Origin of the sequence: Streptomyces sp. NPDC006385 (assembly GCF_040612485.1) — a bacterium.
GTDB lineage: Bacteria > Actinomycetota > Actinomycetes > Streptomycetales > Streptomycetaceae > Streptomyces.
In genome coordinates this window covers 41,428-64,937 of record NZ_JBEXQG010000049.1, presented here as the reverse complement: position 1 = coordinate 64,937, position 23,510 = coordinate 41,428, and the positions used below count along the sequence as shown (strand labels likewise).

The following is a 23,510-nucleotide window of genomic DNA, read 5'->3' as shown; positions in this document are numbered from 1 at the left end:
CCGGCATGGGCGGGGCGCCCGCGGGCGCGGCGGCCGGCGGGTAGCCGTAGCCACCCTGGGCGCCGCCGGGCCGTCTGGCCGGGGCGGCGGGCGCGGCGGCCTGCTGGCTCTGCTGGTCGGTGGAGCCGGCGAGCGTACGGCTGCGCACCCGGTACAGGCCGGTGTCGAGGTCGTCGGCCTTCTCCAGGTTGACCTTGATCGGGCCCATGAAGGTGTAGCGCTGCTGCTTGGCGTAGTCGCGGACCATGCCGGCGAGCTCGTCGCCGAGCTGGCCGGAGTAGGGGCTCAGGCGCTCGTGGTCCGGCGCGCTCAGCTCCACGATGAAATCATTGGGTACGACCGTGCGGTCGCGGTTCCAGATGGTCGCGTTGTTGTCGCACTCGCGCTGGAGCGCTCCCGCGATCTCCACGGGCTGGACCTCGGACTTGAACACCTTGGCGAAGGTGCCGTTGACCAGACCTTCGAGACGCTGCTCGAACTTCTTCAGGACTCCCATGGGGCACCTCCTCCGTCGCCTGCTTCGTCCTGCATCCCGCCGGGCGGGTACTGCCTTACCTGGTACTGCTTACTGATCGTATCCACGCGCCGGTCAATCGGCTGGTTCCCCCTGTCGACCCGGTCGACGGGTGTCGACGCCCTCGAAGTTCCCTCCGGAGCTCCCCTTCGAACTCCTTACGCACACAGTCTTGCCATGGATCGTAGAGGGGGCCGCAGACCAGTGTCCCGCACCTGACTGTGGACCCCGACCGGCTCCTGGGGAGATACGTGGTACCGGTACGAGGTTGATACGGGAACAGGTCGCCGTTGATACGGAACGCGAGGTTCCTGATGAGGTTCCTGATACGGGGCGGGGGGCGCCCCTGATCGGCCGATGCCGGGAGTGGACGCCGACTGTGCTGGTGGGCGGCCGCATGGCGGCTGCCCAGCGATAAGGGATGTGAACCCACCCTGGACGGCGTGCTAATGTTCTGGGTGTCGGAAGGCGCCAGGCCCCAAGGGGCACAGCCGGAAGACACACCCAATGCGCGGGTGGCGGAATAGGCAGACGCGCTGGATTCAGGTTCCAGTGCCCGCAAGGGCGTGGGGGTTCAACTCCCCCCTCGCGCACCATGAGATACCGATGAACGGGTCTCTGCCGGTGACGGAAGTCACGGCAGAGGCCCGTTTCTCGTGTGCCGGCCGTTGTGAGGCATCACACAGCCTGGCCAGGGCATACGGCAGGCCCCGACGCGTGAGCTATCTCACGGGTGGGGCCTGTCTCAGTCGCGCTGGAGTGCCGAGGCGGAGTGATCTGTGCCGCCGGTGCCAGGTGGCCGCGATGAGGGGTTCGGGATCGAGCCCGCTCTGGGGCACGAGGACGAAGCGGGCGGTGTGGCACTTCGCCGCGGTCTTCCCGGCCCGGCTGCGACACGGACTCCCGGCCGGGGCTGCGAATCGCGACCGCGGAGATGCGATCACTCCGAGGGGTTTCGCAGAACTCTCGCAACCGGTCATCCATGAGAATCACCGGCCGCGACGACCATCGCGCGTTGTCACATGTCAATTGGGCGGCAGTTTCGGGGAGCGGGAGCGGGAGCGGGGGCGGGGTTGCGCGGTCGCGGGGGCCGTGGGGGCCGTGGGGGCCGCGGTGCCGTGGTGGCCGTGGCAAGGGCGAGCCCCCCCCGTTCGCACTTGTGTATCGGTGTCCTGCGGCATGGGGGGCGTGGGCGGAGGCGGAATATGGCACGGCCTAGCATCCAGTCGTGGTGACCAAGGCGACGTCCCCGGTGGATGTCGGTCGTGGGCGGACGCCCGCGCCGTGGAGGGGAACGCCCGTGCAGCGTGTGATGAAGAAGATCTGGAAGGCCCGGCTCGGGGCGATCGGTCTGCTGGCGGGGCTGGTGACATGGCTGGGCGTCGTCGGCTACTCCATCTCCACCGAGCCGCCCCCCGGGGGCCGCGAGCCTTCAGGCGCTGCGCGCGGACGTGGGGAGGGCCGTACGGGACGAGGACGCGGACGCGCTGCAGAACCTGTTCGACGGGGACACGGTTTCCGAGGACTACGCCGCGAGCTACGTCGGGAAGCTGGGCCCGAAGCCGGTGGCCGACCTCCGGGCGGAGACGAAGCAGCGGTACGGCGCCACCTTCGTGGTCGTCAGCGCCGCCTCGGGCGACCGGCCGCTGTGCACGGCGTGGCCTGTTGACCGAACTAACTCATGAGTCTTCGCAGCTCAGGTGGGGGATCTGCTAGCTTCCCGACGTGCTTGATGAGCAAGGTCCCGGAAGGGATCTGAGGGACTTCGTCCTGCCCGAGTTAGGCCGGCTACTGGAGACGGGAGACCCCTGGGAGCCGTTCAGGGTGCTGGATCCGGTCGGGAGACCGGTGGAGCCCACCGTGCTGTATCTCAAGGAGCTGATGGCGAGGGACAGCTCGCCGCTCACGCCGCGCTCGTACGGCATGGATCTGCTGCGCTGGTTCCGGTTCTTGTGGGTGCTCGGGATCGAGTGGGACCGTGCGACCCGGGAGGACGCCCGGGACTTCATGTTGTGGATGAAGGTGGCGGACAAGCCGGTACGCGTCCACTGGCGCCACCGAGGCAAGGCCCATTCCGAGATCCCACCGCCTCGCAGTGCCAGGCCGGTGCCGGGGACACCGAATCCCGTGACCGGCAAGCCCACCGTCGGGACGAAGTACTCGCCGAGAACCCGCGCTCACTGCGAGACGGTGCTGCGGCAGTTCTACGACTTCCACCTGGATGGCAACGTCGGGGCATTGCTCGTCAACCCATTCCCGTTGGTCCGTGAACGCCGCTCAGCTCGGCCCGGGTCGCACAGCGATGGTGAGAAGAAGCACCGGAACCGGCGCACGGGCCTCTACCGGCCGACCGTTCCTCATCAGATCCCGCGGCGGATTCCCGACGAGAAGTACACCGAGGTCTTCGCCGGGCTGCGCTCGCACCGCGACCGGGCCCTGCTGGCCTTCTGGATAGCCACCGGTGCCCGAGCCGAGGAACTGCTCACCGCCAAGCAGGGCGGTGCGGTCGTCGGCGAGCAGACCGTCGGCGTGATCCGCAAGGGCAGCCGCGAGTACCAGGAGCTGCCCGCCACCCCGGACGCGTTCGTCTGGCTGCGGCTCTACCAAGAGGCCGCGTGGAGGAAGGGCGTCCCTCGTGGCCGTCATCATCCACTGTGGTGGACGCTACGGCGCCCTTGGCGGCCGCTGGAGTACGACGCGGCCCGCATGATGTTCAACCGCGCCAATGAACTCCTGGGCGCCAACTGGACGCTTCACGACCTTCGGCACACGGCGACGTTCCTGATGCTCGACGACCCGAACATGCCGCCGGTCTACGTGCAGAAGGTCCTCGGTCATAAGTACCTGTCGACCCTGGACATCTACAACCGTCCCACCAGAGACGACGTCATCGCCGCCGGGCTTGCCCACCATGCCCGTCAGGAGCAGCGACGCAAGGAGCCTCCCGTGCCCGTCGACGAACCGTCTTACAACCCTGACTCCTTGTCCATCCTCTTCGGCCGGGACGTGTCATGACCAGCGTTGCGACACACGTCGCCTCGAGTTTCGTCCCGCGGGAAACGAGCTTGGTGGGCGCCGAAGCGCTCGCCTTGATGGACCGATTCCCACCTCGGGAAAAGCCGAGTACGTGGCCGGCAACGGCTCTCTCGCGCGGAGAAGTCCTTGAGCGGCTGGCTCGGCCGCCGCTGCGAGCAGCGGACAGCAGAGCTCAGGAAACTCGTGTGTTCGGTGCACGCCTCGTGCTGGATTGGCTGGCGACCTACCCCGGCGAGACCTGGCAACAGCGCTGGCAGGCGAGCCCGGCCCACGGCCTGCAGATCGCGTCCCAAGGATGGAGGGATGCCTTCGCGAAGTGGGCCCGCTCGGAATCACGTGTGTCCCGGCGCGAGACGCTGCTGGTCGGGGTCCTGGCGCTGCTCTGCGCGGATGCTGTCAGACCCAGCCCCGAGTTCCTCATCGGGTCAAGATCGCGGCACCTCCGACCGGCTCTGGAGGCGGCACGCGACCCCGAGGGATTCGCTCGGCTGCGAGCGTCACTGCCGACCAACCTGTCGTCGGCTGATGGTTCGTCCGGGCTGAAGACCATCGCGGAGATCATGGCTTGCCAAGGCGGCACCATCAAGGACATCGTCGTCGGTGACCTGCTGCTATGGCACCGCGCGAACCGCACCAACAGCAACCGGCGGATCGAGCTCGCCTACACCTGGCTGCGCGACTTGGGCCTCTTTCCAGCAGACGCACCGCACACGCTGTTCCGGATCTCGCACCGCACCGGGCAACTCACTGCGGCAGAACTTGTGGACCGCTACCAGCTGCAGTGCCGGCCGGTCCGCGATCTGTTAGTCGCCTACCTTTCCCATCGGTCCGTAGGGCTGGACTTCACATCGCTGCAGTCGCTCACGAACTCGCTGGCGCTTCGGTTCTGGGATGACCTGGAGCGGCACCATCCGGGCGTCGACTCTCTTCGGCTGCCAGCTGAGGTGATCACTGCCTGGAAGCTCGGTCTGGCCACGAAGACCGTCCGCAAGCGTCTGCCCGACGGCTCGTTCCGCGAGGTCACAGAGCCACGCAGGAACGCAACTGCCATCAAAACCCAAGTCCGGGCCCTGTACCTGGACCTGGCGGAGTGGGCTGTGGAAGACCCCAGCCAGTGGGCCGCTTGGGTGGCTCCCAGCCCGATCAGCGAAGCCGAGTGCTCGACAGCGAAGGCTGACCGCCAGCTCAAGGCCCGGATGGACCAACGCACTCGTGAGCGTCTGCCCGCGTTGCCCACGCTGGTGCAGACAGCTGACCGCCTCCTCAAGGAGGCCAGGGCTCGGCTCGAGGCGCTCAACGCCGCACCGCTCAGCTCGACATTCACCGTACTGGGCGAAACATTCACCGTCCCACGCTTCAGTAAGCGCGCTGACGGGCGCCCGATCCATGCCTGGGACAGCAAGGGCCGCCGGCGCTCTTTCGCGGGCGAGGAGCGGAGCGCTTTCTGGGCATGGGCTGCGATCGAGATCTTGCGGCACACCGGCATTCGCATCGAGGAACTCCTCGAGCTGGGGCATCACAGCATCATCAGCTACAAGCTGCCCACCACCGGGCAGGTCGTCCCGCTCTTGCAGGTTGCCCCGTCGAAGACGGACCAAGAGCGACTTGTCCTGGTCACACCAGAACTGGCCGACGTGCTGAGCGCGATTGTCTCCCGAGTCCGCGCTTCCGACGGGAGAGTTCCCCTGGTTCGAAGCTACGACCATTACGAACGGGTCTGGAACCCGCCGATGCCCCTCTTGCTTCAAGATCGCATGAGTGCTATCCACGTCCGCTGTCTGCAGCGTCGATCCGCAGAGGGCTCGACGCGACTCTGCTGGCCTCAGGATTGGTGGACAGCACGGGCGAACCTCTCATCTTCCAGCCCCATGACTTCCGACGAATCTTCATCACGGACTCCATCCTCAACGGCCTGCCACCCCACATCGCCCAGGTCATTGCTGGTCACGACCACATCGGAACGACGATGGGATACGCCGCCATCTACCCGACTGACGCCATCGAGGCACATCGAGCGTTCATCGCCCGACGCCGGGCTCTGCGGCCTGTCGAGGAATACCGCACTGTCACCCCGGAGGAATGGGACGAGTTTCTCGGCCACTTTGAGCGCCGCAAGCTCGCCCTGGGCGACTGCGGGCGCGCATACGGAACTGATTGTGCTCATGAGCACGCTTGTGTCCGCTGCCCCGTCCTGATCGTTCACGCGTCCGAACTGCCGCGGCTCGTCGAGATCCGCGACAACCTCCTCGCGCGCATCCTGGAAGCTGAACGCGAGGGTTGGCTCGGCGAGATCGAAGGACTGCAGAGCAGCCTGACCCACGCCGAGCAGAAGATTGCCCAACTCGACGCGCAGATCGCTCGGAAGCAGGAGGCTGTCAACCTGGGACTTCCCACCTTCCGGGAGACCGTTGCTCGCACTACTGCGGTTGCCGAACCGCCGGAGCCTTCGTGACCTGGACCGTTGTCGTCTCCGGCGATGGTCAGAGGACGCCTGTCGTTCGGGCGGTGATGCCGCGGCCATGGCGTGTTGATCAGCCGTTCGACGGTGTTTCTCTCCTTATAGAGGTCGGTGTCGTGGCTGACGGGCCGACCGAGAGTGCGACGGAGCCTTTCCCCTGACCCGACCCTGACCATTTTTCGCGCTGCGCCCCGGTCGCCCCTGATCGGTCCCCGACCCGACCCGGAAAAACCCCTGACAGTGGCACCACATGGGCAACAGCGCACCTAACGTGACGACGGTGCCCCGGCCGGGTCCGCACGCCTGACACAACCGCTCTCTTCATGAGGAGGATCCATGCCGTTAAGGGGCAGATCCACACTGCGGCGCATCGCCGCACGGGGCACGGCCATGGCCGTGGGAGCCGCCACGGCCGTCATCACCAGCCTCGCCGCCGCTCCCCCGGTCCACGCGTCGCCGTCTGCCACCGGAGCCCTGCGGTGGGCACCGTGTGACGACCCGGCGAAGCCAGGAGCCGAGTGCGCCACTCTTTCGGTGCCGGTCGACTGGGCCCACCCGGACGGACCGAGACTCGACCTGGCCGTGGCCCGCCGCAAGGCCACCGACCCCGGCGCACGCGTCAGCTCGATGGTGTTCGGCCCCGGCGGGCCGGGCGACTCGGGTGTGGAGATGGTGGTGGGCCGTATCAGCCGGTTCAGCCCCGAGGTCCGCCGCAGGTTCGACATCGTCAGCTTCGACCCGCGCGGCGTGGGCAACAGCAACCCGGTGACCTGCTCTGGCGACCTGCTTGCCAAGCGGCCGTCACCGGAGCTGAAGGGCCAGGCGGACTTCGAGGCCACCATGGCGTACAACAAGCGGCTCCGTGCCGACTGCCGGGCCCGTACCGGCCCCGTGTTCGACCACCTCGACACCGCCCAGACGGTCCGGGACCTGGACGCCCTCCGGGCCGCCCTCGGCGAGCGGAAACTGACCTTCCACGGCAGCTCGTACGGCACACTGCTCGGGGCTCAGTACGCCGAGACCTACCCGCGCCGCGTGCGTGCGATGGTGCTGGAGAGCGTCATGGACCACAGTGTCCCGACCACCCGTGACTTCCTGCAGTCCGAGGCGGCCACGGCACAGGATTCATTCCAGGAGTTCGTGAAGTGGTGCGACGGTGCTGCGGACTGCGCGCTGCACGGCAGCGACGTCCGCGCCGTCTGGCAGGGCCTGTTGGCCCGGGCCGGGCGCGGCGAGCTGGAGGACCCGGCGAAGCCGGGCACCTCGCTGTCGTCTTCGGATCTGGTCAACAAGATCGCATTCAAGAAGTTCTACGTGGCCGACTACGCGGGCCTGGCCACGGCGATCGCGGGGATGGACGGGAGCAAGCCGCTGCCTGCGTCGCCCACCTCGACAGCGCCGCTGCCTCCTGCCACCCCGGTCTTCTGCTCGGACTGGCACCTGCCGGTGCGCGACTACCAGGAGTACGCCTCGCTCGTCGCCATGATGAACAAGACCGCGCCCGACCTGCCTTACCTGCTGCCGATCCACATGGCAGCGGCGTGCCTGGGCGCGCCGACCGCCAACCCGCAGCACCGCCTGGACGCACACGGCGCCCCGCCGATCCTGGTGTCCAACGCGCTGCACGACCCCGCCACCGGCTACCCGTGGGCGGTCTCGGTGGCCCGGCAGCTCGGCCGCAGCGGCGTGCTCCTCACCTACGAGGGCCACGGCCACGGCAGCGTCACCAGCGGCCCGTGTATGGAGGACGCCGTGGACAGCTATCTCACCGACCTGGCAGTCCCACCACGGGGCACCAGCTGCCCCGCCGTGCCGTTCTGACAGCTTGCCGATCCGGATCCACCTTCCGTTCGGACCCGGATCGGCAAGATTGATCACGACATCACGCAGGCCCTAGGGGCGGCGGGCCAGCAAGTGGGCGTCGAGGAAGCCTCGCTCGGAGGCCGGGTCGTGGAGCAGCCGGGCGAACGTGACGAGCCCGGCCCTGGCCAGCAACTCGGCGAAATGGTCCACCGGCCAGCTATAGGCGGGCGTCACCTTGTGGTCAAAGCGGACCGGCTCCGGTCCATCGGTCGCGAAGAACGACACCAGGAGCAGGCCCCCTGGTGCCAGAACACGTACCTGCTCGGCGAGCAGCGGGGCCAATTGCCCAGGCGGGGTATGGATCATTGAGTAGTGGGCCAGCACGCCCCCGAGTGCACCGTCCTCGACCGGCAGGGCTTCCATCCGCGCCTCATCGAACCGCAGCGCCGGATGGGCCCGCCGGGCGTGGTCGACCATGCCCGGGGAGAGGTCGAGCCCGAAGGCGTCCAGCCCCAGTTCGTGCAGCATGGCCGTCAGATGCCCAGGCCCGCACCCGACGTCGGCTGCCCGCGGGTTCCCCGTCCCGCGCACCAGCTCGGCGAAAGTGCCGATCATGTTCCGCGAGAACGGGTGCGTCTCCAACCGATTAGCGAACATTGACGCATAGAGCTCGACGACCCCGTCGTAGGCCGCCCTCGTCTCGTCCTGGTGTTCCGCCACGGGGAAGAAGCTAACACCCTTGCCGTTCGCGGCCGTTCTCCGGCGCCATACCGCCCTTGGGGCTGATCCCATCACCTGAGCACGGGACGACCCCGGTAGTTCGGAGAAGGCAGGTCACGGAGAAGGACGGCCGACAGCTCCTGGACGGCGTACCGCCTGCCTGGGACCTTTGCTCCGGCTGACCACGGAACTCTCTGCTTCGGCTGCCCCGGCAAGCCCGAGGGGTCGGGGCGCCGGAGCGTTCCTGCGGGACAGGGGGCTCTGCCAGGAAGCCCTCTCTCCCGTTGCGCCTCTCCTCGCTGACCGGCGTCAGTCGGCCTGGGGCATGTCCACGGACGAAGATCCGTAGACGGTTGAACCCGTGGGCGCGTGAAGCACTTCGTGAACGTCTTGGTACCCCAACTGTCTGCGGGCCACGCTGTGTTGTCGCGGCGCCGCTCGACATCGGTGGCAGGTGGAGGTGGCGCAAGGACTCCGGCTGGCGTCGGCCCGCCGGGGGCGGCCGCTCCAGTTCCGAGAACCGCCCGCTTCCCCTCCGGCGTGACGAGCGTAGCCACCAGCTGCGCGGAAAATCCCGTTCCGCATGCGCCGAGGCCCTGGCCACGGTGGCGTGCAGCCCCCCTCGGCCGGGTTCGACCGCCGCACCGTGTCGGGATGCCGCACACGGCGCAGCGGATCGGGACCGGCGCAGGCAGCCCCTCTGTCTCGAGTTCAGGCCGGTTCGCAGTGATCAAGTGCAGCACGAACCTGGTTGAGCCCCTCTACTCTCCAGTGGTCCCGGTCAGGCATTTGGTCGTCTCGGCGCCAGCGCCAGGCCGAGAACAACGCCCAGTTCAGGGCGCGGCATCGGTGAATCAGGTCGTGGTCAGCCCCCGCATAGTGCCGTCCCACTTCTTCGGGCGCATGGGCGAGGTCGAACTCGATCGGCCCACGGCAGCACGTGGCGAGGTCTACGAAAAGCGGCCCTCTCCTTGTGTTCAGGAGGTTGCCCGGATGCGGCTCGCCGTGCAACAGCTGGTCGCGGGCTTTGTCGATGCTGATCGCGGCGCTCAGACCACTGAGCGTGTCGCTGAGGAGTTCCCGGTCAGAATCGGGCAGCTCGGGGGACTGCTCCCGGTCGTTCACCTCTCTCAGTGCCCCAGCGACTCGATCGGTGAAATGCGGTGCGTCCAGGTCGATCTGACGCAGGGCGGCATGGTGCCGCATGAACGTGTCTGCGTAGTCGGCCGGCGCGATGTCTGATCCCACAGGTTCGTAGTAGGTCCAGAGCGAGATGGCGAAGGCATCACGCAAATAGACTTGAGGGTCGACCCGGGGGTCGAGCTCAGCCACCGGAGCGTCGACGTCGGCGAGATGGTGAGCAACCTCTACTTCGAACTCGGAAGCAGCCAGATGCCCCGAAGGCGCGACCCGAGCCAGAACATCGCAAGGTACCAGGCGCAGCGCGACGCGGTCCGAGTTGTGGATGACGACCACATCGTCGACCTGAAGGCCCAGCTCCGAAGCGGTCGCCCGTCCTGCCTCAACTGCGCGGCGGAGTTCCAATGGCTCCAAACCGTCCTCCCTCATCGTTGAGTACACATACACGCCCGGGGCAACTGAGCGGTTTGGTCCACGGTTCCTGCGCCGGGCGAGGTAGTCCATCAGGAGCTGCCGGACCCCGGCGTTCTTGATGTCGTAGCGGTCGACGAGTTCCTGCACGCTTCGCTGACCGTCGTAGATGAACGTCCTCAGGGCCGGGGCCGTCCCCGGAGGGCGCGGAGCCATCCGACCGACGCGGACGCTTGTGCCTCAGTCGCCCGGTTCCCGGACGGATTCAGGCAGCTGGTGTGACCTCTCGGACCTCTCGGACTTCTCGGAGGCGGTTCATGGCCTGAACCCTGCCTCATCCCTGCGGCCACCGTCGACGCGACCTTCGTTGTGGCAGTGCGGGCCGAGGCCGGCGCGCAGATGAGGCTCGCGTGGCAGCGGTTGCGCGACACCCGTTCCTCCATCCCCCGCGTCCCGTTCGCGCGTTCCAAGGGCACTGAATTCCCCTGGCAAAGCGCGTTTCGGCGTTCCAGTGTCCCCAACTGCCCGCCCTGCGTGGCGCTTGGGACGGATCGCTCCCCAAGCTCCAGTCATCCAAGCCACTTCCCCCCCACCGCACGACACCCACCCGAACAGCGAAGGGGCACAGCCGCATGTCCGTCACCCGTAGCACCCGTACCCGTCTCGTCGGCGCGCCGCGGCCGTCGTACTCGCCGCCCTCTCCATGACCGCGTGCGACGACGGAACGGGCGTCAACGACGAGGGCGCCTCGGCGGGCTCCTCCCCGACCGCGTCGTCCTCCACCGGTGCGACCAGGTCGACCCGGGTGAGTCCGGCTACGCCGCCGTGCTCCTGGCCGCCGCCGACGGCAGCGGCTCGAACGGCCGCACCGAGAAGTCCCTGATCGTCCACTTCCGTGGCCGGTCCGGCAACGAGAGCGTCGGCGCGAGCGCCAACCCGACACTGCCCGCGGCCGGCGTCCACGTCGACGACTCCCTCAAGGTCACGTACTGGCAGCAGTCGCTGGACGACGCCCTCACCTGGTGATCCTCGCCGACCGGTCCTCGCCGACCGGTCCTCGCCGACCGGTCCTCGGTGGCTGTGGCCCCTGGGAGGTCGGTCTTTCGGCTGAGCCCCTCGTAGCGGCGGCTGTGAACCGTGGCCGTTCGGCCGAGGTGGCCCGCCGGGTCCCGGCGCGAGATTGGGAGCTCCCCCTTCCCGAGGAGCCCACCGATGCCCGAGTCACTCTCGTTCGTCACCGGAGTGCGGCCCCGGGCCGGCGGCGCTGTCCTGGCGCCCGCACGGCCGGAGGCCCTCCACAACGGCCGTGAGTCGCACAGCCGGGTCCCCCGCGCACGCCGGGACGTGCTGTTCTGGCTCGGCTGCTCGGGCTTCGCGCTGTCGATGGCCTTGGTCACGACGCTCACCCCGCACCGGATCTGGGGTCTGTGCGCGGCCGTGGGGTACGCCGTGGCGGCGGAGCTCGCGCGCCGGTCGCCGCGCCCCTGGAGCGGGCGGAGTGCGCTCGCCGCGCTACTCGGTTCCGTCGTGGTCCCGTTGACGCTGTTGATCGTCGCCGGGGCGGCGCAGTCGGAGGTGCACGTCGTCCAGCGCTCGGGCGGCCTCCTGCTGGACTCCGGCAGCCCGTATCTGCCGCATCCGGTCGGCCTCGACGACTACAACCCGTATCTGCCCGGCATGGCGCTGTTCGGGATACCCCACGCGATCTTCGGCGGCACGCCGCTCGCGGACGCCCGGGTGTGGTTCTGCGCGGCGTTCCTGGGGAGCATGCTGGTCGCCAGGAACGCCGCGCGGGGAGCGGGCCGTAACTCTCTTCCGCAGGGCATTGCTTCGGGCCGGCGCGACACGGCACACGGCGCGTCGACCGCGAACGCCGTGCTGCTCCTCGCGGCCTTCCCGGCCGTCGCGCTGCCGTTGGCCGTCGGCGGGGTCGACCTGCCGGTGATCGGACTGATGTGCCTGGGGCTGGCCCTGGCGGGCCGGGGCGGGTCCGGTACGGCGGCGGGGCTCGCGATGGGGGCCGCGGCCGCGCTGAAGTGGACGGCCTGGCCGCTGCTGCCGGTGGGTCTGGTGCTGCTGGCGGTGACGGCGGGGCGGCGGGCGGCCGTACGGGCCGGGGTCGTCGCCGTGCTGGTGGCTCTGGCGGCCGTGGTGCCGGTGGCTCTGGCGGACCCGCACGCCTTCGTCGAGCACGTGGTGATGTTCCCGCTCGGCGAGGGCGGGGTGCGCTCGCCGGCGGCCAGCCCGCTGCCCGGGTACCTGCTGGCCACGTACGTCCCCGGCGGTTCCGTCCTCGCCATGGCCGCCCTCGCGGCCGCCGCCGTCGGCGTCGCGGTGTCGCTGGCGGTACGTCCGCCCCGGACCGTCGTCGCGGCGGCGGACCGGCTGGCGCTCGGGTTGGGGCTGGCGATGTGCCTGATCCCGGCGACGCGGTTCGGGTACCTGGTGTATCCGCTGGTCCTGGCGGTCTGGTTCCGGCGCACGGAGCTTGTGACGGCTGCCCGTCGGGTCGGGGGTCGGGGAGCGGTCCGGGGGCTGCTGAGGGCGGTTCTCCGATGACTGCTGGGGGTGGGGCTCCGTGCGGTTTTCCACAGGTGTGGAGTTGTCCACAGGGCCTGACGGGTTTCGGCCACCGGTTGTAACGTCGGCACGAGTTGATGTTCGTGCGTGAGTGGGGGAGGCGGTCGGTATGACCGAGGCTGGTGCGGAGGCTACGGCGTCGGAAGCGTCGGAAGCGTCGGAAGCGTCCGAGGCGGCGGCGAAGGCCGTGGCTCGTCGGCTGCCCCGGGTGGGCGGCTTCGCCGAGTGGCCAGGAGGCGGGTCCCCCAAGGAGGAGGGCAAGGCGCTGCGCGAACGGCTCCCGCGAGGCGAGCACGCGGTCCTCACCCTCGACGCCGCCCGCCCCGACACCGTGGCCGCCGTCGAGGAGTCCAACCTCGGGCGGCTCCACGAGCTCACGCCGATAAGGGTGGGCCGCATGGCGGCGACGCCCTTCGCCTTCCTGCGCGGCTCGGCGGGGCTCATGGCGTACGACCTCGCCCGTACCCCGATGACCCGGATCCGCGCGCAGATCTGCGGTGACGCGCACGCGGCGAACTTCGGTCTGTACGCCGACGCGCGCGGTGGCCTGGTCATCGATCTCAACGACTTCGACGAGACGCTGTACGGCCCCTGGGAGTGGGACCTCAAGCGGCTCGCCACCTCCCTCGTGCTCGCGGGCCGGGAGGCGGGCGCGGACGAGGACGCGTGCCGCAAGGCGGCGCACGACGCGGCCGGTGCCTACCGGCGCACGATGCGGTTGCTCGCCAAGCTCCCGGTGCTGGACGCGTGGAACGCGATCGCGGACGAGGAACTCGTCTCGCACACCGATGCCCATGACCTGCTCGGCACGTTGGAGCGGGTTGCGGAGAAGGCGCGGGCCAACACCAGCGGCCGCTTCGCGGCGAAGTCGACGGAGCCGACCGAGGACGGCGGCCGGCGCTTCGTCGACGCCCCGCCCGTCCTGCGCCGCGTCCCGGACGAGGAGGCCGCGGTGGTGGCGGCGTCGCTGGAGGAGTACGTCACCACACTCTCCGAGGACCGTCTCCCCCTGCTGTCCCGTCACTCGGTGCACGACGTGGCGTTCCGCGTGGTGGGCACGGGCAGCGTGGGCACCCGCTCGTACGTCGTCCTGCTCCTGGACCACCGGGGCGAGTCCCTGGTCCTCCAGGTGAAGGAGGCCCGCCCCTCGGCCCTCGTCCCGCACCTGGTGACGGCCGGCTTCGAGGCGCCGGAGGTGGCGCACGAAGGGCGGCGCGTGGTGCTCGGCCAGAAGCGCATGCAGGTGGTCAGCGACATCCTGCTGGGCTGGACGACGGTCGACGGACTCCCCTTCCAGGTACGTCAGTTCCGCAACCGCAAGGGCAGCGTCGACCCGGCCGCGCTGGCCGCCGACCAGATAGACGACTACGCCCGCATGACCGGCGCCCTCCTGGCCCGCGCTCACTCCCACAGCGCCGACCCGCGGCTGATCTCCGGCTACTGCGGCAAGAACGAGGAACTGGACGAGGCGATCGCCACGTTCGCCGTCACCTACGCCGACCGCACGGAGGCGGACCACGGGGCCTTGGTGGCGGCGGTGCGGGCGGGACGGATCGCGGCGGAGATGGGGGTGTGAGGGGCGACGGGGCGGTCGGTGGCGGGGGCTCGGTGAAGTACGCCGTGGGCGCGTAGCCGCCGGATCCTCGTTCCGGGCATCCTCCTTCTCCCTTCCGGGCATCCTCGTTCCGGGCATCCTCGAACAGGCGGACACACGCGGGAAGGGGGCCGGGGCGCAGGACGGGGCACGGCGGACGGCGGCGGCGGAGGGCCGGGCGGGAGCCGGAACCGGAACCGGAGCCGGAGTGTTCGAGGCGCCGGGTGAGGTGTGGCCTACGCTGGTCGGGTGACGACGCCGGAAGCTGAGCAGTCCCAGGCCGAGCCCGCTGGTGCGGGGACGCGGGGCGGTGCCGAGGTGCCCGCCGGTGGAGCCGAGCAGGGTGGTGAGGCGCAGGTGACGGCCGAGGACGGGGCCGGGCGGCCCGAGGAGCGGCTGGAGCGGGCCGTGCGGGTCGCCGAGCAGGCGTTGATCGAGTACGAGATCGCGGTGGAGACCTTCCGCGTCGAGGTGGACAACTTCTCCCGGCTGCACCACCAGAAGCTCGGGCCGATGTACTCCCGTCTCGACGAGCTGGACGCCCGCATCGCCGAGGCCACGGCCGCCCGTACCGGCGACCCCGAGGACATCCGCAAGGCCGACGAGGCCCGCGCCCGGGTGATGCCGATGCCCGGCGTCGAGGAGCTGTTCCACGGCTGGATGGACGGCGAGGGGCTGTTCCCGGAGGCCGCGGCGATGCTCACGGACCAGCCGGTCCAGCCGCCGCAGCGGGTGCGCCCCAGCGACGAGGCCCGCAAGCTCTACCGGGAACTGGCCCGCAAGGCCCACCCGGACCTGGCGCAGGAAGAGGCCGAGCGGGCCCGGCGCGAGGAGTTCATCACCCGCGTGAACGCCGCTTACGCCCGCGGCGACGAGGCGTTGCTGAGGGAGCTGGCCGAGGAGTGGGCCGCGGGACCCGTGCCCAAGGAGCAGGGCCCGACCCCCGCCGAGGAGCTCTACGCCCGCCTCGAATGGCTCGCTCAGCGCAAGGAGATGCTCGCCCTCGTCGCGAAGGAGCTGGAGGAGAGCGCGATCGGTGCGATGCTCCGCCTCGCCCCGGACGACCCCGACCGCCTCCTCGACGAGATCGCCGACCAGCTCCTGGCCCAGGTCGCGCAGCGGGAGGAGGAGCTGGCGGCTCTGCTCGCCCAGGGGGACGGGAATCGGCCGTAGGGGGGCGCGGGGAACCGCGCGACCCGGACGACCCGGACAACGTCCGGTAGCGTCGGAGTATGCATTTCGGATCAGGCGTACCCACGGTCGAGGTCGCGGACCTCAAGGACGACGACTTCCTGCTGGACGTCCGCGAGAACGACGAGTGGCAGGCGGGTCACGCCGCAGCGGCACTGCACATCCCCATCAGCGAGTTCGTGGACCGGTACGGTGAGCTGACCGAGGCCGCCCCGCAGGACGGCCGCGTCCATGTGATCTGCCGCTCCGGCGGGCGCTCGGCGCAGGTCGCGATGTACCTCGTCCAGCAGGGCATCGACGCCGTGAACGTCGACGGGGGTATGCAGGTGTGGGCGGCGGCGGGACGTCCCGTGGTGACCGACGAGGGGCAGCCCGGCTACGTCCTCTGAGGACGCCGAAATCTCAACCGGCGGATCATTGCGGCCGCGGATCATTGCGGCCGTCGTCTTCCTGAGCGGTGGATTCCACGCCGCCGGAGGCACCCGTCAGCCCAGCGGGTGCGCCGCCAGCAGATCCCCCAGCGCCTCCTCGTGCGCCGCGGCCGGGCCGAGCGCCAGCTCCAAGTGCTTGGCCCAGGCGTGGTACCGGTGCAGCGGGTAGTCGACGTCGGCCCCGAAGCCGCCGTGCAGATGCTGGGCGGTCTGCACGATCCGCCGCACGCCCTCCGAGGCCCAGATCTTGGCCACCGCCACATCCCCGGCGGCCGGCAGCGCCCCCGGCGCTCCCGAGGTGATCCGCCACGCGGCCTGCCACAGCGCGGCCTCCATCGCGCACAGGTCGATGTAGCGGTCGGCCGACTGGACGGCGACCGCCTGGAACGTGGCGATCGGATGCCCGAACTGCTCCCGCTTGCTCGCGTACCGCGAGGTCATCTCCAGCACCCGCTCGCCCAGCCCGAGCGCCAGCGCGCACGTCCCGGTGGCCAGCAGCTCCCGCAGCCACTCCCAGGCGCCTTCGGCGTCGACGACGTAGCGCGCCGCGACCCGTACCGACTCCAGCCGCAGCTCCCCCAGCCGTTCCCCGCTGGTGGAGACCTGCTCGGCGAGCGAGACACCCTCCACACCGCGCGGCACCAGCGCGAGGACGGTCCGGTCGGCGGCCGTACGGGCCGGCACGACGACGAGATCGGCGTCGTACGCCCAGGGAACCGCGGTCTGCATCCCGTCCAGCACCCACCCGGAACCGTCCTGCCGAGCGGTCACCGCGAGCTCGGCCGGGTCGTGGCCGGTGCGGCCGTGGGCGGCGACCGTCAGCACGACCTCGCCGCGCCCCGCCCGCGCGAGCAGCTCGGCCCTCAGCTCCTGGCCGCCGTACGCCTGGACGGCCGCCGTCGCCGCGCTGCTCTCCAGCAGCGGTACTCGGGCCAGTACCTTCGCCGACTCGCGCAGCACCAGGCACAGGGCGATGGCGTCCAGCCCGGCTCCGCCGTAGTCCTCCGCGAGCAGCAGGCTCAACAGGTCCGCCTCCGCCAGCCGGCTCCACAGCGGGCGGTCGAAGTCGTCGGCGACGGCACCCGGTGTGAGCGCGGGGGAGGGCACCGCGTCCGGCGCGACCCCGGCGAACACTCCGCGCGCCGCCTCGGCCGCCGCCTGCTGCTCCTCGGTGAAGGTGAAGTCCACGGTCCCTGCCCTTCCACACGCACGGAGATCTGACGGAGCGTCAAGATAGAACAGGTTCTAGAAGAAGGGAATGCTCCGCGTAGGCCCGCCGTAACCTCCCGTAAGACCCCCGTACGGTCCCGTACGACCCCCGTAAGGTGTGGACGACGGCGGCCCGACAGGGGCTGTGCCCGGCGGGTGGGCCTGAGTACCGTTCCCGTGCGAGCGCTGAGGGAAGACGAACCGGAATCGGGGAACGGGGCAGCATGGACGCGTACGAGGCAGGCTCGGCCGCCCGCCACGGGCCGGAAGAGGAGCCGCGGGACGCCCCATCCACGGTCGCGTCCCCATCCACGGTCGTGTCCCCATCCACGGTCGCGTCCGCGCCCACCGTCGCGTCCGCGTCCGCGTCCGCGTCCGTGCCCGCACCGCCGTCGGCCCCGGAACCCCGCACGGGGGTGGCCGCCCTCTCGCTGTGGTACCAGATCGGCGCCGCGCTCGCCCTCGCGGTCGTGGCGATCGCCGTCTGTGTCCACATAGGCATGGTCTTCCTGCACGTCGCCCCGCCGAACACCATCACCAAGCAGCACGGCAAGGCGATCGACGAGTGGATCTACCCGGAGTTCGAGCAGAACTGGAAGCTGTTCGCCCCCAACCCGCTGCAGCAGAACATCTCGGTGCAGGTCCGCGGCGAGGTCGCCACGGCCGACGGCACCACCCGCACGACCGGCTGGTACGACCTGTCCGCCCAGGACGGCCGGGCCATCGACGGCAACCTGCTGCCCAGCCACACTCAGCAGAACGAGCTGCGCCGGGCCTGGGACTTCTACGTCGCCACGCACGACGCCGAGAACCGTCCCGTGGGCCTGCGCGGCGCGCTGTCCGAGACGTATCTGCGGCGCATCGCGGAGCTGCGCCTCGACCGTGAGAACGCGGCAGGCGAGGGCGGCGTCGTCGAACGCGTCCAGTTCCGCTCCCGTACCACCAACGTGCCGGTGCCGAAGTGGAGCGACGAGCGGGTCTCGGACAAGCCGACCTACCGGGTGCTGCCGTGGTGGTGGGTGGCGGAGGAGAAGACCGATGGCGCGGCCCGCGCCGCGAGCGCCGGCGGCACCGAGGGGGGCGCCCGGTGAACCGCTTCACCCTCGCGATCTCCTCGGGTATCGCCCGCGTCACCGAGTCCGCCCTCGGCCCGTACCAGACGGCCGTGATCCGCATCGGCTTCAGCGCGACCTGGCTGCTGTTCCTGCTGCGTGAGTTCCCGCACCGCCAGGAGCTGTACGGCCCCGACGGCCCCTGGGACTTCGGTCTCGCCCAGCAGCTGATCAGGACGAACGGCGCCTTCACCGCCCTGATCTGGTCGAGCGACGGGCTCTGGTTCGAGTCCGTCTACGCCCTCGCCGTCCTGACCAGCGTTCTGCTGCTGCTCGGCTGGCGCACCCGCACGATGTCCGTGCTGTTCATGGTCGGCGTGCTCTCGCTGCAGAACCGGTCCATCTTCATGGGCGACGGCGGCGACAACGTCCTGCACCTGATGTGCCTCTACCTCGTGTTCACGCGCTGCGGCCAGGTGTGGTCGCTGGACGAGCGCCGGGCACGGCTCGCGCGGGAGGCACGCGCGCGTGGCGAGCGCGTCGCGCCGGACCGGGTCGGCCCGCTCCTGTGGAGCGTGCTCGGGTTCGCGCTGGTCGCGGTGACCGTCGCCGGCCGCCTCGACGGCGACCTGACCGTGCCGGTGATCCTGTGGGGCCTCTGGCTGGGGCTGGGTGTGTGGTGGATCGTGGGCCGACTCGCGCGGACCGCCCAGCCGCGCATCCTGCTCGACGTCGTCGGCAACATCGTGCACAACGGCGCCCTGCTCGTGATCATGGCCGAGGCATGCCTGATCTACGCCACCGCCGGCTGGTACAAGATCCAGGGCTCCCGGTGGCAGGACGGCACCGCCGTCTACTACCCACTGCACCTCGACTACTTCTCGCCCTGGCCGGCCCTCGCCGAGCTGCTGTCCTCCAGCGGCACCATGGTGATGCTCATCACCTACGGCACGGTCATCGTGCAGGTCGCCTTCCCGTTCACCCTGTTCAACCGGCGGGTGAAGAACGCCCTGCTCGCGGCCATGATCACCGAGCATGCCGTGATCGCGGTCGTCCTCGGACTGCCGTTCTTCTCGCTGGCGATGATCGCGGCGGACGCGGTGTTCCTGCCGACGTCGTTCCTGCGCCGGCTGGGCGGCTGGGCGGCACGCGCGCGTGGACGGCTCGCGCGTCCGGTCCGGGGCGGTGACGCCCCTACGGCGCCCCCCGAGCCGCGCACCCCCGAGAACCCCGAGCACGCGCGCGTAGGCTTCACGGCATGACCGTGACCTCCTGGAACCGGCTCGCCGAGACCTGCGTCCTGCTGGACGGCTTCCACGCCCTCAAGCACGCCGTGCGCTTCGGCGCCGAGGTCCCGATGGCGGTCGCCGTCGACAGGGAAGGCACGCTCGCCCTCGCCGAGGAGCTCGCCCCGGACGTACGGGACACGCTGGACGGGCTCCTGACCGAGGTCGCCGAGCCGACGTACGCCTCCCTCGTGCCGCGCCCGCACCCCACCGCGGTGGCCGCCCTGGCGGTACGTCCGTCCCGCGCGGCCCACCTGGAGAAGCTGGCGCACACCCCCCGCACCGCCCCGGTCGTGGTCCTCGACAACCCGCGCAACCTCGGCAACGCGGGCGCCGTGATCCGTCTGGCCGCCGGGTTCGGCGCGACCGGCGTGGTCACCACCGGCACCCTCGACCCCTGGCATCCCACGGTCGTACGCGGCGGGGCGGGCCTGCACTTCGCGACGGCCGTGGAGCGGCTGGACGTGGCGGAGCTGCCGCCCGGACCGGTCTTCGCGCTCGACCCGGAGGGCGACGACATCCGGGGCGTCAAGCTCCCGGACGACGCCGTCCTCGCGTTCGGGTCGGAGCGCAGCGGACTGTCCGCCGAACTACGCGCGCGTGCCGACCACCTGGTGTCCCTGCCGATGCGTGAGCAGGTCTCCAGCTACAACCTGGCGACGAGCGTGGCGATGACGCTCTACCACTGGAGCCTGGGCGGCCCCTAGGCCTCCCGACGCACCTCGACGACCCGGAACCGGTTGGCGACGAACGCCCCGTCGCACAGTGCCGAGTTGGCCGCCGGGTTGCCGCCCGAGCCGTGGAAGTCGGAGAACGCGGCCGTCTGGTTGACGTACACCCCGCCCGTGAGGTTCAGCGACAGCTGGGCGGCCTCCTCCAGGCACACCTCCTGGATCGCCTGCTCGACCTCCTCGTCGGTGGTGTACGCCCCGACCGTCATCGCGCCCTTCTCGCGGACCGTCCGGCGCAGCAGCTCCACCGCGTCCGTCGCCGAGTCGACGGCGACCGCGAAGGAGACGGGGCCGAAGCACTCGCTCATGCAGACGGCCTCGTCGTCCGGCTTGGTGCCGTCCAGCTTCACGATCACCGGCGTACGCACGACCGCGTCCGGGAACTCCGGGTTGGCGATCTCCCGTGAGGCGAGGGCGACTTCGCCCAGCCCTGCCGCGGCCTCCAGGCGAGCCTTCACGTCCGGGTTGACGATCGCGCCCAGCAGGGCGTTCGCGCGGGCGTCGTCGCCGAGGAGGCCGTCGACCGAGCGGGCGAGGTCGGCGACGACCTCGTCGAAGGTCTTCGGGCCCTCTTCGGTGCGGATGCCGTCGCGGGGGATGAGCAGGTTCTGCGGGGTGGTGCACATCTGGCCGCTGTACAGGGACAGCGAGAAGGCCAGGTTGGACAGCATCCCCTTGTAGGTGTCCGTCGAGTGGACGATCACCGTGTTGACGCCGGCCTTCTCCGTGTAGACCTGCGCCTGGCGGGCGTTGGCCTCCAGCCAGTCGCCGAACACGGTCGAGCCGGTGTAGTCGATGATCCGGATCTCGGGGCGGGTGGCCAGAGTCTTGGCGATGCCCTCGCCGGGCCGCTCGGCGGCCAGCGCGACCAGGTTCGGGTCGAAGCCCGCCTCGGCGAGCACCTGCCGGGCGACCTGCACGGTCAGCGCGAGCGGCAGCACCGCGCGCGGGTGGGGCTTGACGAGGACCGCGTTGCCGGTGGCGAGCGAGGCGAACAGGCCCGGGTAGCCGTTCCAGGTCGGGAAGGTGTTGCAGCCGATGACCAGGGCGATCCCGCGCGGGACCGGAGTGAACCGCTTGTTCAGGGCGAGCGGGTCGCGCTTGCCCTGCGGTTTGGTCCACTCCGCCGTGTCCGGCGTGCGGACCTGCTCCACGTACGCGTACGCCACCGCCTCCAGGCCGCGGTCCTGCGCGTGCGGGCCGCCCGCCTGGAACGCCATCATGAAGGCCTGGCCGGAGGTGTGCATGACCGCGTGCGCGAACTCGTGCGTGCGGTCGCTGATCCGCTTGAGGATCTCCAGGCACACCACCGCGCGCATCTCCGCGCCCGCGTCCCGCCACTGACGCATGCCGGACCTCATGGCCGGCAGCAGCCGGTCGATGTCCACGTGCGGGTACTCGACGCCCAGTTCGATGCCGTACGGGGAGACCTCGTCGCCCACCCAGTCGTCGGTGCCGGCCTGGCCGAGGTCGAGGCGGTTCCCGAGCAGGGCGTCGAATGCGGCCTTGCCCGCCGCCGCGTCCAGGCTGCCGTTCTCGCCGTAGGCCTTGGGGTGCTCCGGGTGCGGCGACCAGTACGCGCGCGTGCGGATCGCTTCCAGCGCCTGGTCCAGGGTGGGCCGGTGCTTGGCGATCAGCTCGTGGGCGGTCAGTTCGGCGGCCATGCGGGACCAACTCCTCGATTCCAGAGCTCTCCTTTGAGCTCATGACCTGGCAGAAACATGGGCAGGAACAGGCGGTCAGAGTTAGAGTAACCGAACGATCGGTCGGGACAAGGGGGTCCGCCGCATCTGTGGAAAACCCCGTGCGGGAGGATCGCGCACATGACAGCACTCGACCTCAGCAGCCCCGTGGCCGTCGTCGGCACCGGCACCATGGGCCAGGGCATCGCCCAGGTCGCGCTGGTCGCCGGCCATCCCGTACGGCTGTACGACGCCGTTCCCGGGCGGGCCCAGGACGCGGCCGACACGATCGGCGCGCGCCTCGACCGGCTCGTCGAGAAGGACCGCCTCACCGGCGCCGACCGCGACGCGGCCCGCGCGCGGCTGAGCCCCGCCCGGTCGCTCGCCGACCTCGCGGACTGCGCCCTCGTCGTCGAGGCCGTCCTGGAGCGCCTCGACGTCAAGCAGGAGCTGTTCCGCGAGCTGGAGGGCATCGTCGACGAGGACTGCCTGCTCGCCACCAACACCTCGTCCCTGTCCGTCACCGCGATCGGCGGCGCCCTCGCCAACCCCGGCCGCTTCGTCGGCCTGCACTTCTTCAACCCGGCGCCGCTGCTGCCGCTCGTCGAGGTCGTCTCCGGGTTCGCCACCGACGTCACATCGGCCACGCGCGCGTACGAGACGGCTCGCGCCTGGGGCAAGACGCCGGTCGCCTGCGCCGACACCCCCGGCTTCATCGTCAACCGCATCGCGCGGCCCTTCTACGCCGAGGCCTTCGCGGTCTACGAGGCGCAAGGAGCCGACCCGGCGACCATCGACGCAGTCCTGCGCGAGTGCGGCGGCTTCAGGATGGGCGCCTTCGAGCTCACCGACCTCATCGGGCAGGACGTCAACGAGTCCGTCACGCACTCCGTGTGGCAGTCCTTCTTCCAGGACGTGCGCTTCGCGCCCTCGCTGGCCCAGCGCCGCCTGGTCGAGTCCGGCCGGCTCGGCCGCAAGAGCGGGCACGGCTGGTACGACTATGCCGGGGAGAACGGGGCCGCCGAGCGCCCCGAGCCGCACACCGCCGAGAAGCAGCGGCCGCCCGCCTACGTCGTCGCCGAGGGCGACCTCGGCCCGGCCTCGGAGCTGCTCGCGCTCATCCGCGAGGCGGGCATCCAGGTCCGCGAGGAGGACGAGGACCACGGCACCCGCCTGGTGCTGCCCGGCGGCGGCCAGCTCGCGCTCGCCGACGGGCAGACCTCGGTGGAGTTCCGGGACGTCGTCTACTTCGACCTCGCCCTCGACTACCGCCGGGCCACCCGGATCGCCCTGTCCGCCTCCCAGGACACCTCGTCGCAGACCCTCACCGAGGCCACCGGCCTCTTCCAGGCGCTGGGCAAGGACGTCAGCGTCATCGGAGACGTCCCGGGCATGATCGTCGCCCGCACGGTCGCCCGGATCGTCGACCTCGCGCACGACGCCGTCGCCAAGGGCGTGGCCACCGAGGAGGACATCGACACCGCGATGCGGCTCGGCGTCAACTACCCGCTCGGCCCCTTCGAGTGGAGCCGCCGGCTCGGCCGCAACTGGGCCTACGCCCTCCTCGACGACCTGCACCTGCGCGATCCCTCCGGGCGGTACGCGCCGTCCCTCGCGCTGTACCGCCACGCGTACGCCTCCGACAAGCGCGAGGGCAGCACCTCATGACCCG

At 70.4% G+C, this 23,510-nt stretch carries 17 protein-coding genes, 1 tRNA gene and 1 pseudogene; 14 read left to right on the top strand and 5 right to left on the bottom strand.

Annotation, left to right across the window (positions count from 1 at the left end):
- Positions 1–496 (bottom strand): DUF3662 domain-containing protein (locus ABZ078_RS30255; protein ID WP_356580459.1); only part of this gene is annotated, 496 nt, incomplete at its 3' end.
- A 527-nt stretch (positions 497–1,023) separates the two neighbouring features.
- On the opposite strand from ABZ078_RS30255, the gene ABZ078_RS30250 reads away from it, so the two are divergent.
- The 5 genes from ABZ078_RS30250 (at position 1,024) to ABZ078_RS30230 (ending at position 7,829) form a co-directional block, all read left to right on the top strand.
- Positions 1,024–1,110: transfer RNA gene (locus ABZ078_RS30250), tRNA-Leu, on the top strand.
- An 855-nt stretch (positions 1,111–1,965) separates the two neighbouring features.
- The gene (locus tag ABZ078_RS30245; RefSeq protein WP_356580457.1) at positions 1,966–2,199 is read left to right on the top strand and encodes a hypothetical protein; all 234 of its coding nucleotides are present in this window, start codon (positions 1,966–1,968) and stop codon (positions 2,197–2,199) included.
- Between the two features lie 175 nt (positions 2,200–2,374).
- Positions 2,375–3,529 (top strand): tyrosine-type recombinase/integrase, encoded by a 1,155-nt coding sequence (locus ABZ078_RS30240; protein ID WP_356580455.1) that lies wholly within the window; start codon positions 2,375–2,377, stop codon positions 3,527–3,529.
- 206 nt (positions 3,530–3,735) lie between these two features.
- Positions 3,736–5,745 (top strand): hypothetical protein, encoded by a 2,010-nt coding sequence (locus ABZ078_RS30235; RefSeq protein ID WP_356580453.1) that lies wholly within the window; start codon positions 3,736–3,738, stop codon positions 5,743–5,745.
- 599 nt (positions 5,746–6,344) lie between these two features.
- A complete protein-coding gene (locus ABZ078_RS30230) occupies positions 6,345–7,829 on the top strand; it encodes an alpha/beta hydrolase (RefSeq protein ID WP_356580451.1) in 1,485 nt (494 codons plus the stop codon).
- 72 nt (positions 7,830–7,901) lie between these two features.
- Here ABZ078_RS30230 and ABZ078_RS30225 read toward each other — a convergent pair whose 3' ends face one another.
- Entirely contained in the window at positions 7,902–8,531 is a 630-nt protein-coding gene (locus tag ABZ078_RS30225; RefSeq protein WP_356580449.1) for a class I SAM-dependent methyltransferase, read from the bottom strand.
- Positions 8,532–9,242: 711 nt separating this feature from the next.
- Positions 9,243–10,085, bottom strand: a complete 843-nt coding sequence (locus tag ABZ078_RS30220) for an aminoglycoside phosphotransferase family protein (RefSeq protein WP_356580463.1) — start codon at positions 10,083–10,085, stop codon at positions 9,243–9,245.
- Between the two features lie 792 nt (positions 10,086–10,877).
- Here ABZ078_RS30220 and ABZ078_RS30215 point away from each other — a divergent pair.
- From ABZ078_RS30215 to ABZ078_RS30195, 5 genes and pseudogenes are all read left to right on the top strand, one after another.
- Positions 10,878–11,108 (top strand): annotated as a pseudogene (locus ABZ078_RS30215) (DUF4232 domain-containing protein); the annotation flags it as partial.
- A gap of 186 nt (positions 11,109–11,294) precedes the next feature.
- Positions 11,295–12,641, top strand: a complete 1,347-nt coding sequence (locus tag ABZ078_RS30210; protein ID WP_356580447.1) for a glycosyltransferase 87 family protein — start codon at positions 11,295–11,297, stop codon at positions 12,639–12,641.
- 130 nt (positions 12,642–12,771) lie between these two features.
- Positions 12,772–14,238, top strand: coding sequence for a DUF2252 domain-containing protein (locus ABZ078_RS30205; RefSeq protein WP_356580445.1), 1,467 nt, complete (start codon positions 12,772–12,774; stop codon positions 14,236–14,238).
- Between the two features lie 267 nt (positions 14,239–14,505).
- A complete protein-coding gene (locus tag ABZ078_RS30200; protein WP_356580444.1) occupies positions 14,506–15,429 on the top strand; it encodes a hypothetical protein in 924 nt (307 codons plus the stop codon).
- Positions 15,430–15,488: 59 nt separating this feature from the next.
- Positions 15,489–15,836: a rhodanese-like domain-containing protein gene (locus tag ABZ078_RS30195; RefSeq protein ID WP_356580442.1), complete on the top strand. Its 348-nt coding sequence runs from the start codon at positions 15,489–15,491 to the stop codon at positions 15,834–15,836.
- A 96-nt stretch (positions 15,837–15,932) separates the two neighbouring features.
- On the opposite strand, the gene ABZ078_RS30190 is transcribed toward ABZ078_RS30195, so the two are convergent.
- Positions 15,933–17,066: an acyl-CoA dehydrogenase family protein gene (locus ABZ078_RS30190; RefSeq protein WP_356580440.1), complete on the bottom strand. Its 1,134-nt coding sequence runs from the start codon at positions 17,064–17,066 to the stop codon at positions 15,933–15,935.
- A gap of 245 nt (positions 17,067–17,311) precedes the next feature.
- On the opposite strand from ABZ078_RS30190, the gene ABZ078_RS30185 reads away from it, so the two are divergent.
- From ABZ078_RS30185 to ABZ078_RS30175, 3 genes are read left to right on the top strand one after another with little or no spacing between them, the layout of a single operon-like run.
- Positions 17,312–18,178, top strand: coding sequence for a DUF5819 family protein (locus ABZ078_RS30185; RefSeq protein ID WP_356580438.1), 867 nt, complete (start codon positions 17,312–17,314; stop codon positions 18,176–18,178).
- On the top strand, positions 18,175–19,401 hold the full coding sequence (locus tag ABZ078_RS30180; protein ID WP_356580436.1) for an HTTM domain-containing protein: 1,227 nt from the start codon (positions 18,175–18,177) through the stop codon (positions 19,399–19,401). The genes ABZ078_RS30185 and ABZ078_RS30180 overlap by 4 nt, the downstream gene beginning before the upstream one ends.
- A complete protein-coding gene (locus ABZ078_RS30175; RefSeq protein ID WP_356580434.1) occupies positions 19,398–20,132 on the top strand; it encodes a TrmH family RNA methyltransferase in 735 nt (244 codons plus the stop codon). The genes ABZ078_RS30180 and ABZ078_RS30175 overlap by 4 nt, the downstream gene beginning before the upstream one ends.
- On the opposite strand, the gene paaN is transcribed toward ABZ078_RS30175, so the two are convergent.
- On the bottom strand, positions 20,129–21,820 hold the full coding sequence (gene paaN, locus ABZ078_RS30170) for a phenylacetic acid degradation protein PaaN (RefSeq protein WP_356580432.1): 1,692 nt from the start codon (positions 21,818–21,820) through the stop codon (positions 20,129–20,131). The two genes, ABZ078_RS30175 and paaN, sit on opposite strands and share 4 nt — an antisense overlap.
- 159 nt (positions 21,821–21,979) lie before the next feature.
- Here paaN and ABZ078_RS30165 point away from each other — a divergent pair, with 159 nt between their 5' ends.
- Positions 21,980–23,506 carry a 3-hydroxyacyl-CoA dehydrogenase gene (locus ABZ078_RS30165; RefSeq protein ID WP_356580430.1) on the top strand — a complete coding sequence of 509 codons (1,527 nt, stop codon included), beginning with the start codon at positions 21,980–21,982 and terminating at the stop codon, positions 23,504–23,506.
- Positions 23,507–23,510 lie beyond the last annotated feature (4 nt).